Origin of the sequence: Devosia equisanguinis, from assembly GCF_900631955.1 — a bacterium.
GTDB classification, from domain to species: Bacteria; Pseudomonadota; Alphaproteobacteria; order Rhizobiales; family Devosiaceae; genus Devosia; species Devosia equisanguinis.
In genome coordinates, this window is sequence record NZ_UZWD01000029.1 from 16,048 (window position 1) to 28,935 (window position 12,888).

The window sequence follows — 12,888 nt, forward strand, 5'->3', positions numbered from 1 at the left end:
GGGGTCTACTGGCCGGTTGAGGTCGACGTCCCGGAACTGGGCGGGCGGGGCACCACCGGTCCGGTTGTGCTGGTGCTTGTGCTGGTGCTGGGCGAAGGAACGATCACCGTGCCGGCGGCGGGCGTGCCCGGCGATGGTACCAGTGGGGTACCGGCCGGCAATGGCGCGGCCACCGGCTTGGTTGCCACCGCCTTTACCGGATTGGTGGATTGTGGGGCCACATTGATCGGAATGACTTCGGCAAAGCCTTCGACGCCGATGGGGCGGATGGGGGCCGAATTGCGCCCGATCAGCGCCGGCGCCTTGTTGGGCGGAAACACTGCCGTATTGAGGCGCAGCCGATACATCACTTCGAGCAATTGCTGCTCGGTGCTGCGCTGCCGGCACATCTGCAGGCGAATGACGATGGCGCCGCGATCGACGGCGCCGGAGGGCTTGAGCATCGGATCGATGCGCTGCCAGGCATAGATGCAGGTATCGCCATTGGCCGGCTTGCCGATGGCATAGCCGAAGGGGCCGTAGTCGTTCTGGACATAGAAGGGCGAGACCGCCATGCCGCTGCCCGGCCAGGCGGCCAGCGCCTCTTCGGTCAGATTGACATTGGTGAAGGGAATGTCGCGCAGGCGAGCATCGCTGCCGTCGCCACCCTTGTCGGTAAAGCGGATCACCGAAATCTTGTTCTCGCCGGTGGAGCGGGCCGTGGTTTCGAGCCACACATCCTGGCGGATGGCATTGGGGAAGCTGGTGGTGGTGACCTTGACCAGGGCCGGGCCACCCGGCGGCGGCAGAATCACCGACTCGCTGGGGGTGACGATGCGGGCTTCCTGGGGAACATTGGTGCGGTTGGAGGCGCAACCGGAGAGCAGCAGCCCGATTAAACCCGCAGCGCAGAGGGCACGCGCCAGTCCGGAGCGAAAGGGGGGAAACGATGCTGTTCCGGCCTTGGGCGTCATACGGGCTCTACTCGCGTCAAGAAACACGCAATCCAGCAGCCCCCAAAGCCGGATAACTCACGAATATTCCTAAATGTTTATAGTTAATGGCGTCTTAACCAGCCACTCCGTCTCAATCCCATATCGCTATGCAGAAAACCCGATTTCGGCGGCGCCGCTCAGTTGGCCGCCACCTGCAGACCAACGCGGCCAGCGCGATGCGGCACCGGGGTCACAAACTGATCGTGGCGGACCAGGCCCATGCGCTCGGCCGCCGCGACAATGCGCAGGATATCGGTGATCGAGCGCGCGAGCAACTTTATGCGCAAACGCTCGGTATGGGCCTCGACCGTGCGCTGGGAAATGCCGAGATCGAAAGCGATTTCCTTGGCGGTCTTGGCCTCGAGGATAATGTCGAGCACCTGCTTTTCCCGGGGCGTCAGCCGTTCCAGCAGCTCGGGCAGGATATATTCGGGCTTCATGGCCTCGCGGCCGAAATGGTGGGTCATTGGCGCGTCTCCGCACGTTAGAATCTGTCTGACGTACAGTGAAGCGCAGCTGGCGTGATTGCAGCGTGAATCCGCGTTCACGCCATCTGCGGTTCAGCCTTTGGCGGGGTGATCGAGCCCGGCGCGCCGCCAGGGGAAGGAGGGCTCGAAATCCCAGTCCCGGTGTGGCGCCGATGGTGTTGCCGCCCGCATGGTGGCGACCAGTTCGAGCGCATCCTGGGCCTTTATCGAGACGCGATGGATCTCATAGGCAGATGCCAGTTCGCTTGCCCGCTCGGCCGGCAGACCATCGAGCAAGACCGCAACCGTGCGCTGGCGGAAATTGAGAGTATGGGCCCGCGTCCAAAGATGCGCGTATGCAGCGGCGTCCAGCACACCGGCATCACGCAGGGCGTCGAGGCTGGCGCGCATGTCGACCAGCGGTTCGGTCATCGGCAGAAAGCCGGCTTCGGCCGGATAGTGCAGCAGCGCCACATCGCCATCATCGTCGAGCTCGCCGCGCTGATAGGCCAGGGCGATCCGCCCCACCGGGATCATGCCGAAGGGGGCGCATTCGGCGGCGCGCAGCGCACCGAGGGAAGCGGCGCCATAGACGGGAATGTCCTTGGCAAGGGCGTGGAGGATTTCCTTGTGCCAGACGCTCGCGGTCCAACCAAAATAGCCGTCGATGAGCCCGATCATGCTGGCGCCGTCGCTAACCGCTTGCGTCAGGTCACCCAGGGCGGCCGGGGGACGCGGCACCAGCCCGGTCCAGTCGATCTGGTGCCCGTGCAGGCTGGGACCGGCAAAGACGATCTTCACGCCGCCAGCTCCGCCAGAAAAGCCAGCGCGCGGGGCCCGGGGCGCCAGTGGAGATTAACGCCCACATCCTCGAGCTGGTCGCTGAGGATTTTCATGACCGCAACGCCCGCCACTTCGCCGCCCAGGGGCACGGCGATCAGCCGGTCGATGCCGTGGGCGAAGAGGGTCTGCAGCATATGGTCGAGCAGCTCGGCCAGCGGCGTGCCGAGGGTCAGGCCCGCGGGTGCCGCACGGGTTGGCCTGTCGCCCTGTTCGGGTTGCAGCGCCATGCCGGCATAGAGTTCGGGCGGCATGTCGTCGCGCGCCGCGGCAATGGCGGTGACACGCGACTGCGCCGCCTCGGTGATGGCGCGCAGGGCGGCCCGCGCCGCTACCGGATGCGTACCGGAGCCCGAGGACAATTGATGGCGCTGGCTGGCATGGGTGCCGGCCGGGCCGATCTCTGCCATGATGGTGGGAATGGCGAGGTCGCTGGTCTGGTCGTAAAGGCGCAGCACCAGCCCGGCATCGGCTACCGCCTTGGCCAGGCGCTTGACTTCCGGGTCACCGAAGACGGCGGGGTCGAGGCGCCGGTTGTCGCGATCGGCCAGCGGCATCAGCGCCCAGAAGCTGCCGGCATCGCGTTCCACCAGTTCGCATAGGCCATGAAACAGCGCCTCTTCGACGCTATTGCCGGAGGCCAGACCATTGGTATGCTGACAAATTCCGGGGAGGTCGCTGGCGGCACCGCGCAGGGCCACCAGATCCAGGGGCACGAGCACCGTTTCACCGCCGAAGAGACTGCTGCCTTCAAGCCAGGTGATGGGTCGATCCAGCGGGAAAGTGGCGCCAAGCGGCAATGTGGCGGTGGAAAGATGCAGCGCGAAACCCGCAGCCTGCAACTCTTCGGCTGCCGCAATCCGCATCGGGCATTCGGGCCGCTCGGCAATGGCATATTCCAGCGCTTCCATGGCGGCGGAGGCTTTGGCGGCAGCGTCGGTCAGGCCCTTGCCCTGCGAGGTGGCGAGGGTCATGGCATTGGGGCGGATGGCGGCGAAGACCGGAATGCCCAGAAGATCGAGCGATGTCTGGCGCGCCAGCCGGGTAATGCCATAGCGGCCGAGATGGGGGCCTATGGTGGCAAGGGTCTGCTCCGGCGAGCAGACCCGATCATGATAGCCCGGGTGCTGCATTTACGCGGCGACGACGGCGGTCCACTTCTGCGAGGGCGCATCGGGGCGCGGCTGGGCCAGGGCGCCGCCGTCGAAGCTCTGGGCCTTACTGCCCATGAATACGAGCTGGGTGGCGCCGCTGGCCAGATCGGTAATACGCACAAAGCCAGGCTGGTCGGACGAGGTGATCTGATAGGACGACATCTGCATCTCCCGTGAATGATCGGGAAGATGTAACGCCTTGTTTTTTCATCGTCTTTTGGGAGTTATCGCAAGCCGAAACGGCCTGTATGAGAGGGCGAGCCGCTCGCTCTTGGGAAGGAGGGCCTGGGAAAATCCCCTAAGGGTGTCAGCGGAATCCGGCCAGCGCCAGTGCTTCGACATAGCGTTCGACATCGCTTCTGGAGCTGTGCGGCATGAAGCCGGCAAAGTCCTTGAGGCGGAATTCGGGATAGCGCGCCATCCAGTCGTCGCGGTGGCTGGCCGCCAGCTCGAAATCGCCGGCCATGGCGGCGGTGGCGGCGATGAGACGCCCGGCCAGGCTCTGGTCTTGCATGCCGGTCAGGAGCGCCAGGGCGCCAGTGTAATTGCCGAGGAAGAAATCGGCGGAGCCACCGATCCAGCGATAATCGTCCGGGGCCAGGGGATTGAGCGCAAAGGCCTTTTCGATCAGCGGCTTGGCCTCGCCCGGCCGCGAGGTGTGCACCAGCACGTCCGCCTGATCCATCAGCAGGTCGGCATAATGGGGGGCGCGCTCCACCGCCGCATCGAAATGCATGCGGCTTTCGTCGAAGGCGCCGAGATAGAGACTGGCATGGCCGAGTTCGCGATGGCCGGTGGCATTGAGCGGGTCGAGCTCCACTGCGCGCTGCGCCAGCCCCTGGGCCGTGCGCAGCATGGAGCGATCGCTGCGCCCGAGCAGCAGCCATTCGATGGAATAGGTGCGCGCCAGCGCCGCCAGCGCCGGCACGTAATCGGGCGACAGGCGCAGCGCCTGGGTGAAATGGCTGCGGGCGCGCCGCAGCAGGGAAAGGTCGGTGTTCTGCACCAGGTCGGAGCCGAGCAGGAACCGCACATAGGCCGAAGCGGCGCCGGTGGCACGATAGCGGCTGAGCTCGACATCGGCCACCTGATGGGCAATGGCGCGGGCCAACCGCTCGGCCACCAATTCCTGCGACCCCAGGAGCTTTTCGGCTTCGAGCAGCACCTCGTCGGCGCAGAGCACACGCTGGCTACCCAACTCGATCAGGCTGAAGGCGAGGCGCGACGCCCGGGCGCCGGGAAAGATCGAGGTATGCACAACATAGTCGACGCCATAGGGCGCGGCGGCGGCGAGCGGGTCCTGGCCGGTCAATTGCCGGGCCGTGTGCGGCGCGAACATGGCGAAGGCGCGCATGCGGCAGAGCTGCAGGGTGATGTCGCTGACGAGATAGCGCGCCAGATCCATTTCCTGCGGCTTGGCCCAGGCGCTGGTCTCGGGGGGCAGAAGGATGATTTTTGGCAGGCCCAGCGGGGTCTGGCGTGGCGGATCGACAGATGGAGCCGGGGCCGGGGCAGAGACGAAGGAGGCCTTGCGCTGCAGGATGCGAGCCGCCAGCGCCTGGGTTTCGATGGCGGGCTCGATATCGAGCTCGTCGCGCAATTGCCGGGTGAGTCGGTCATAGACCCGCGCCGCCTCGCGATCACGGCCAAGACCAGCCAGGTTGGCCATGCGGGCCCGGGCCAGCCGCTCGTCGGCAGGGTTGATCTGCCCGTCACGGGCCAGCGCCGTTTCGAGTTCGGCAAAGGCGCCGCGCTCACCGGCAGCGATGAGCAGGTTGATGCGGCGGGCGGACAAGGTTTCGCGCCGATCAGCGATCCAGCGCGTCAGCTCCGGCTCGTGGATATCCACCCCGGCGAGGAAGATATCCCCGGTCAACGCATCGAGCCGGGTAATCTCGGTGCCGCTGGCAGGCGCAGGCAGGGCAAGAAACTGGGTGATATCGGCCGGGTCGAGCGCTGGGCCGGGCAGAATGCTGCGCCCGTCCAGCTCCAGCGCGACCAGTCCTGTCGCCTCCTGCCAGCGGCTGATGGAGGCGAGCAGCTGACGCAGATTGGCGAAGGCCTTGTCCTGGGCGCTGTCGGCCCAGAGCTCGGTGGCCGCCTCGTTGCGGCCGAGACCGCTGCGATGCTCGAGCAAGACCAGCGCAAATAACAGATAGGCCTTGGCAGGCAACCGCGCTGTCACGGCATCAAATCGCGGTAGGCCAAATAGTCTTAGCATCCAGCCCTCGGTAGCCGGTCTCAGTAAATCATCCCTCGTAATGTTTACAATAATGCAAAGCTGCGCCCGGCGCCACACCCCTGTCCTGACTTGGACGTGAGCGCAAATGTGCCGGACCTACGCATAAGGGGTGCCGAAAAACCTAGAAATCCCAGTCTTCGTCTTCGGTGGCGATTGCCTTGCCGATGACATAGCTTGAGCCCGAGCCCGAGAAGAAGTCGTGGTTCTCGTCGGCATTGGGGGAGAGGGCCGAGAGGATGGCGGCGTTGACCTTGCAGGCTTCGGGCGGGAAAAGGGCCTCGTAGCCGAGATTCATCAGCGCCTTGTTGGCGTTGTAGTGGAGGAATTTCTTGACGTCTTCGGTCAGGCCGACGCCGTCATAAAGCTCCTGAGTGTAGCGCTCTTCGTTGTCATAGAGTTCGAGCAGGAAGTCGAAGGCGAAATCCTTGATGTCCTGACGGCGCTCTTCGCTGAGCGTTTCGACATGGCGCTGGAATTTGTAGCCGATGTAATAGCCATGCACGGCCTCGTCCTTGATGATGAGGCGGATGAGGTCGGCAGTATTGGTGAGCTTGGCGCGGCTCGACCAATACATGGGCAGGTAGAAGCCGGAATAGAAGAGGAAGCTTTCGAGGAAGACCGAGGCGACCTTTTTCTTGAGCGGATCGCCACTGTCATACTGCTCCATGATCAGCTGCGCCTTGCGCTGCAGGAACTCGTTTTCTTCACTCCAGCGATAAGCGTCATCCACATCCGGCGTCAGACACAGGGTGGAGAAGATCGAGGAATAGGAGCGGGCATGTACCGCTTCCATGAAGGAGATGTTGGACAGCACCGCCTCTTCATGCGGCGTCACGGCATCGGCCATCAGCCGCACGGCGCCGACGCCATTCTGGATGGTGTCGAGCAGGGTGAGGCCGGTGAAGACGCGAATGGTCAGCTGCTGCTCGACCGAATTGAGCGTTGCCCAGCTCGGAATGTCGTTGGAGAGCGGCACCTTTTCCGGCAGCCAGAAATTACTGGTCAGGCGGTTCCAGACCTCGAGGTCCTTGTCATCCTGAACGCGGTTCCAGTTGATGGCGCGAATGCGGGACAGAGGCTTTACGTGAACGTTCATGGTTTTGGCATTTCAAATTTGACGGACTCGGGTTCCATCGCCCCCTCCCCCTTGAGGGGAGGGCCGGGGAGGGGGTGGCTTCTTGATCCACTGCTGGACCCCCGCCCACCTTACCACCCCACAAAGGGGAGGGAGGCGGCCGAGCCCGCCCTGCGGTGCATGACCGCAGGGGCGAACTCTTACAGCGCGCAGGAAACGCAGCCCTGAACCTCGGTGCCCTCAAGGGCAAGCTGACGCAGGCGGATATAGTAGATGGTCTTGATGCCCTTCTTCCAGGCGTAGATCTGCGCCTTGTTGATATCGCGGGTGGTCGCGGTATCACGGAAGAACAGCGTCAGCGACAGGCCCTGATCGACGTGCTGGGTGGCCGCCGCATAGGTGTCGATGATCTTTTCCGGGCCGATCTCATAGGCGTCCTGATAATATTCCAGATTATCATTGGTCATGAAGGCGGCGGGATAATAGACGCGGCCGATCTTGCCTTCCTTGCGGATCTCGATCTTGGAAACGATCGGGTGGATCGAGGAAGTCGAGTGATTGATATAGGAGATCGAGCCGGTCGGCGGCACGGCCTGCAGGTTCTGGTTGTAAAGGCCTGACATCATGACCTTGGCCTTCAGATCCAGCCAGTCTTCCTGGGTCGGAATGTGAATGCCGGCATCTTCAAAGAGCTTGGCGACGCGCTCAGTGGCGGGCTTCCATTCCTTGGACGTGTATTTGTCGAAATAGGTGCCGTCGGCATATTTCGAATTCTCGAAGTTCTTGAACGTCTCTTCGCGCTCGGTGGCGATGAGGTTCGACGCGCGGATGGCGTGATAGGTCACCGTGTAGAAGTAGATATTGGTGAAATCGACGCCTTCGTCCGAACCGTAATAGATGCGCTCGCGGGCAAGATAACCGTGCAGGTTCATTTGGCCGAGACCGATGGCGTGGCTTTCGGCATTGCCCTTGGCCACCGATGGCACCGAGGAAATATTGCTCATATCCGACACGGCGGTGAGGCCGCGGATCGCGGTTTCGATCGTGGTGCCGAAATCCTCGCTATCCATCGCATTGGCGATGTTGAGCGATCCGAGATTGCAGGAAATATCCTTGCCCATATGCTCGTAGCTGAGGTCTTCGTTGAACACCGAAGCGTCGCTGACCTGAAGGATTTCCGAACAGAGATTGCTCATGGTGATGCGGCCCGCAATCGGGTTCGCCTTGTTCACCGTGTCTTCGAACATGATGTAGGGGTAGCCGGATTCGAACTGAATCTCGGCGATGATCTGGAAGAATTCGCGTGCCTTGATCTTCTTCTTCTTGATGCGCTTGTCTTCGACCATTTCGCGGTATTTTTCGGTGACCGAAATCTCGGTCATCGGCACGCCATAGACGCGCTCCACGTCATAGGGAGAGAAGAGGTACATATCCTCATTGTCGCGGGCGAGCTCGAAGGTAATGTCGGGGATCACGACGCCCAGCGAGAGGGTCTTGATGCGGATCTTCTCGTCGGCATTTTCGCGCTTGGTATCGAGGAAGCGCATGATGTCGGGGTGGTGGGCGTGGAGATAGACCGCACCCGCACCCTGACGGGCCCCGAGCTGGTTGGCATAGGAGAAGCTGTCTTCGAGCAGCTTCATCACCGGCAACACGCCCGAGGACTGGTTTTCGATATGCTTGATGGGCGCGCCCATCTCGCGGATATTGGTGAGGCTCAGTGCCACGCCGCCGCCGCGCTTGGACAGCTGCAGGGCGGAGTTAATCGAGCGGCCAATCGATTCCATATTGTCTTCGACGCGGAGCAGGAAGCACGACACCAGTTCGCCGCGCTGCTTCTTGCCGGCATTGAGGAAAGTTGGCGTCGCGGGCTGGAACCGTCCGGCAATGATTTCATCGACGAGGTTCTTTGCGAGCTTCTCATCGCCGCGCGCCAGAGCCAAAGCCACCATGCAGACGCGATCTTCATAGCGCTCGAGGTAGCGCTTACCGTCGAAGGTTTTGAGCGTATAGGAGGTGTAATATTTGAACGCGCCGAGGAAGGTCGGGAAGCGGAACTTCTTGTCATAGGCGTGGTCATAAAGATCGCGCACGAAGTTAAAGCTATATTGGTCGAGAACGTCCTGCTCGTAATAGCCTTCTTCAACGAGATAAGTCAGCTTCTCGCGCAGATTGTGAAAGAACACCGTATTCTGGTTCACATGCTGCAGGAAATACTGGTGCGCGGCCTGTTTGTCCTTGTCGAACTGGATATTGCCCTGCTCATCATAGAGATTGAGCATGGCATTGAGCGCGTGGTAATCCAGCGCCTGATCCTCGTCATGGACCTTGTCGGCCGGCTTGACCGGGCGTTCGAGTGTCAGCGTGTCCAAAACCGTTCCAGTCCTTGTTTGACAGTGGCGACGTCCTCTTCGGTGCCGAGCAGTTCGAACCGATAAAGGAGCGGCACAGCGCATTTTTGCGCGACGATGTCGCCGGCAAGGGCATAGCCGCTGCCGAAATTGGTGTTGCCCGCAGCGATGACGCCGCGAATGAGGCTACGATTGGCCTCGACATTGAGAAAACGGATCACCGGCTTGGGCACCGCCCCCTTGCCGTCGCCGCCACCATAGGTGGGCAGCACCAGCACGAAGGGTTCAGCCACCTCGGGCGGCGCGCTCGCCGCATCGACCGGCAGGCGCATGGCCACCACACCCAGCTTCTCGACGAAGCGATGAGTGTTTTCCGAGGTGCTGGAATAATAGACGAGCCCGGCCATGACCCGATCAGGCCAGCGCGCCGATCATGTCCGGGCGGAAGCCGGCCCAATGCTGGTCACCGGCAACGACAACCGGCACCTGGCGATAGCCCATGGTTTCGACGCGGGCATAGGCTTCGGCATCTTCGGAAATGTCGATGATGGAATAGGCCAGGCCCTTGCGGTCGAGCGCGCGGGTGGTGGCGGTGCACTGGACGCAGGCGGGCTTGGAATAGACGGTGATGGTCATCGAATGGGTTTCCTCGCGGACATTGTGCTTGGCGGGGGGGGGACAGACAGGGAAACGGCGCATGGCAGATGCCATAGCGATACCGCTCGCCTGACCGGACACCCCGCCGGTGGACGTTACTACGCTCGGGGCAGGTCTCCTGACTGGCGGGTCACAGCACTCATCCGGCCTTCCCGGAGCCTTCTGGGGCCCAGTGGCATCACGCGAACAAGAACTCGCCGCTTACAGTTGCGGGGGCAGTTTCGGCCTTGCACCGAATTCCCATCTTAGCCGCCACGGCTTGCGCGCAGCGGAACCTCGAACACTACATATGGTATATGACGGCTCCATTACGTCAATGTCGGCTTGCCATGATCGACGGGGATTCTGACGCATTTTGGCCTTGACGCTGCCGCGACTCCGGAACGCCCCCAAGGAATCCGGGACTTTTGGGCAAAGTGAAAAACGGCAAAATTGTGCCGGAACCATCGCGGCGCCCCTGCGTTGGCCCCACACAACCTACAGGGAGACCGGCATGGCTGAGGCAAGGGCGCGACACACCACTGACCGGGGCCCGACCTATTGGTGGGCGGTGATCGTGGCGGTTCTGCTCATTGCCTTTGGGGCGCCGATTGCCGCCGGTGGACTTTACCTCATCACCCTCGGTGGCTCCTGGTATTACCTGCCGGCAGGCATCGGCCTGTTGCTCACCGCGTTTCTGTTGATCCGGCAGGACCGCACGGCCATCGGGGTCTACCTTCTGACCTATATCGGCACGCTGGCCTGGGCATTTTGGGAGGCCGGGTTCAATGGTTGGGCCCAGGTGCCACGACTGGTCGCGCCCAGCGTGGTGCTGCTATTGGTGCTGTCCACCTGGCCGGCCTTGAAGCGCGGCCGCCGCAGCTTCGGCACGGGTACGGCGGCCACGGCGGTGACCATTGCCGGACTGTTTGCCGCCATCGGCATCGCCAATCACAGCGTGGAAAGCACCCTGGCCCAGGACACCGACGCCCCGGTGACCGAACCGGCTACTGCCCCGGTCCCCGCGCCTGAAGACACGCAAGCCACCACCGAAGATACGGCCACGCCCCCTACGCCCCTCGACGTCACCCCGATCAATTTCGCCATGCCCGAAGCCGGCGCCGACTGGCCCGCCTATGGCGGCACGCATCATGCGACCCGCTATTCGCCGCTGTCGCAGATCACGAGGGATAATGTGGGGGAACTCGAACTGGTGTGGGAATATCGCACCGGCGATATGCCGGAAGAAGATGAGCGCTATTCCAACCAGAACACCCCGCTCAAGATCGGCAACCAGCTGCTGCTGTGCTCGGCGATGAACAAGGTGATCTCGCTCGACGCCCAGACCGGGCTCGAGCGCTGGCGCTACGATCCGCAGGTACCCACCGACGCCATTCCCTATAACGCCACCTGCCGGGGCCTGGCCTATTATGCCTCGCCGACACTGGAAAGCACCGAGCTCTGTGCCGAGCGGGTGATCATGAACACGCTGGATGCGCGGCTGATCGCGGTTGACGTCGCGACGGGCCAGCTGTGCAGCGACTTCGGCAATGGTGGCATTGTCGATCTGGAGCAGGGTCTCGGTCACACGGTGCCGGGATGGTATGCGCCGACCTCGCCGCCGACCATCGTGCGCAATGTGGCCGTGGTCTATTCGCAGGTGCGCGACAACCAGCGCCGCGACGCGCCCTCGGGTGTGGTGCGCGGCTATGATACCGAAAGCGGCGACATGCTCTGGGCCTGGGATATGGGCCGGCCGGGCGAAAAGGGCCTGCCGCCGGAAGGCGAGACCTATACGCGCGGCACGCCCAACGTCTGGACCATTGCCTCGGGCGACAATGAGCTGGGCCATGTCTATCTGCCGCTGGGCAATTCGGCGGTCGACTACTGGGGCGGCATGCGCTCGGAAGCGGAAAACAGCTATTCCACCGCTTTGGTGGCGCTCGATGTCACAACAGGCGACGTGGCCTGGTTCTATCAGACGGTGCACTACGACATCTGGGATTATGACCTGGGCTCGCAGGGATCGCTGGTGGATTTCCCGACCGAAAACGGTCCGGTGCCGGCACTGATCTTGCCGACAAAGCAGGCCATGTTCTGGATCTTTGACCGGCGCACCGGCGAGCTGCTGGTGGAAGTGGAAGAGCGTCCGGTGCCGCAGGGCGGCGTCGAGCCCGAGCGCCTGTCGCCGACCCAGCCCTTTGTCGTCGACTTCCCGAACCTGTTGCAGCCGGACCTGCTCGAAAAGCACATGTGGGGCATGACGCCGCTGGATCAGCTGTGGTGCCGCATCCAGTATCGGCAGGCCTATTACGATGGCATCTATACGCCGCCCTCCGCGGATCGGAACTGGATCCAGTGGCCCGGTTATAATGGTGGCTCGGACTGGGGTGGCGTGGCCATCGACCCGGTGCGCAATATCATGGTCGCCAATTACAACAATACGGCCAATCTCAACCGGCTGATCCCGCGCGAGGATGTGGACGCCATGGGCGTGCGCTCAATCGACCAGGGCGGCCGCGAAGATGGCGCGCCAAGCAATGTCAGCCCGCAGGGCGATACGCCATGGGGCATCAAGGTCAATGCCGGCTGGCGCGTGCCGTTCACCGACATGCTGTGCACCCAGCCTCCCTATGGCGGCATCACGGCGATCGATCTCACCACGCGTGAAGTGCTGTGGGACAAGCCCTTTGGCACCGCCCGCAAAAACGGTCCCTTCGGCATTCCTTCCATGCTGCCGCTCGATATCGGCACGCCGAACAATGCCGGCGCCGTGGTCACCGCATCGGGGCTGATCTTCATCGCCGCGACGACCGACGACCTCATCCGCGCCATGGATATCGAGAGCGGCGAAGTGCTGTGGGAAGCCGAACTGCCAGCCGGCGGCCAGGCCGGGCCGGCCATGTATGAGGTGGATGGCCAGCAATTCCTCGTCATTAATGCGGGTGGCCACAGTTTCATGGAAACCCCGATCGGAGACTATTTCCTCGCCTATGCCCTGCCCGAGACCCATGCGGCGGTGGATGCGATGACAGGGGAAGGGGCAGAGTAGGCGGGGCATCCCTGTGCCGGAGGGCGGGCGGTGAGCGTGGCGCTTTCGCCTCCCTCCCCCTTGAGGGGAGGGAATGAGGGTGGGGGTCCATCAGTGG

General features: G+C 62.9%; 11 protein-coding genes and 1 riboswitch. Of the genes, 1 reads left to right on the top strand and 10 read right to left on the bottom strand.

Going from position 1 to position 12,888, the window contains the following annotated elements; genetic code table 11:
- Positions 1–5: 5 nt before the first annotated feature.
- The 10 genes from bcsN to nrdH all read right to left on the bottom strand — a co-directional run bounded on the left by bcsN (position 6) and on the right by nrdH (position 9,739).
- Positions 6–953 (bottom strand): cellulose biosynthesis protein BcsN, encoded by a 948-nt coding sequence (bcsN, locus tag DEVEQU_RS11945; protein WP_126150816.1) that lies wholly within the window; start codon positions 951–953, stop codon positions 6–8.
- A gap of 158 nt (positions 954–1,111) precedes the next feature.
- Positions 1,112–1,441 (bottom strand): LuxR C-terminal-related transcriptional regulator, encoded by a 330-nt coding sequence (locus DEVEQU_RS11950; RefSeq protein ID WP_126150817.1) that lies wholly within the window; start codon positions 1,439–1,441, stop codon positions 1,112–1,114.
- 93 nt (positions 1,442–1,534) lie between these two features.
- Positions 1,535–2,242: a TfuA-like protein gene (locus DEVEQU_RS11955; protein WP_223214202.1), complete on the bottom strand. Its 708-nt coding sequence runs from the start codon at positions 2,240–2,242 to the stop codon at positions 1,535–1,537.
- Positions 2,239–3,414: a YcaO-like family protein gene (locus DEVEQU_RS11960; RefSeq protein ID WP_126150818.1), complete on the bottom strand. Its 1,176-nt coding sequence runs from the start codon at positions 3,412–3,414 to the stop codon at positions 2,239–2,241. The genes DEVEQU_RS11955 and DEVEQU_RS11960 overlap by 4 nt, the downstream gene beginning before the upstream one ends.
- Positions 3,415–3,597: a hypothetical protein gene (locus DEVEQU_RS11965; protein WP_126150819.1), complete on the bottom strand. Its 183-nt coding sequence runs from the start codon at positions 3,595–3,597 to the stop codon at positions 3,415–3,417.
- Positions 3,598–3,742: 145 nt separating this feature from the next.
- Positions 3,743–5,620 carry a BTAD domain-containing putative transcriptional regulator gene (locus tag DEVEQU_RS11970; protein WP_164550371.1) on the bottom strand — a complete coding sequence of 626 codons (1,878 nt, stop codon included), beginning with the start codon at positions 5,618–5,620 and terminating at the stop codon, positions 3,743–3,745.
- Positions 5,621–5,798: 178 nt separating this feature from the next.
- The gene (gene nrdF, locus DEVEQU_RS11975; protein WP_126150821.1) at positions 5,799–6,773 is read right to left on the bottom strand and encodes a class 1b ribonucleoside-diphosphate reductase subunit beta; all 975 of its coding nucleotides are present in this window, start codon (positions 6,771–6,773) and stop codon (positions 5,799–5,801) included.
- Positions 6,774–6,952: 179 nt separating this feature from the next.
- On the bottom strand, positions 6,953–9,124 hold the full coding sequence (gene nrdE, locus DEVEQU_RS11980) for a class 1b ribonucleoside-diphosphate reductase subunit alpha (RefSeq protein ID WP_223214203.1): 2,172 nt from the start codon (positions 9,122–9,124) through the stop codon (positions 6,953–6,955).
- Complete coding sequence (gene nrdI, locus DEVEQU_RS11985) at positions 9,112–9,510, bottom strand: class Ib ribonucleoside-diphosphate reductase assembly flavoprotein NrdI (RefSeq protein ID WP_126150823.1); 399 nt, start codon at positions 9,508–9,510, stop codon at positions 9,112–9,114. Before nrdI ends, nrdE begins: the two co-directional genes overlap by 13 nt.
- A 7-nt stretch (positions 9,511–9,517) precedes the next feature.
- Complete coding sequence (gene nrdH / locus DEVEQU_RS11990; RefSeq protein WP_126150824.1) at positions 9,518–9,739, bottom strand: glutaredoxin-like protein NrdH; 222 nt, start codon at positions 9,737–9,739, stop codon at positions 9,518–9,520.
- A gap of 112 nt (positions 9,740–9,851) precedes the next feature.
- Positions 9,852–10,054: riboswitch (cobalamin riboswitch) on the bottom strand.
- A 199-nt stretch (positions 10,055–10,253) separates the two neighbouring features.
- Here nrdH and DEVEQU_RS11995 point away from each other — a divergent pair.
- Complete coding sequence (locus DEVEQU_RS11995; protein WP_126150825.1) at positions 10,254–12,791, top strand: membrane-bound PQQ-dependent dehydrogenase, glucose/quinate/shikimate family; 2,538 nt, start codon at positions 10,254–10,256, stop codon at positions 12,789–12,791.
- Positions 12,792–12,888 lie beyond the last annotated feature (97 nt).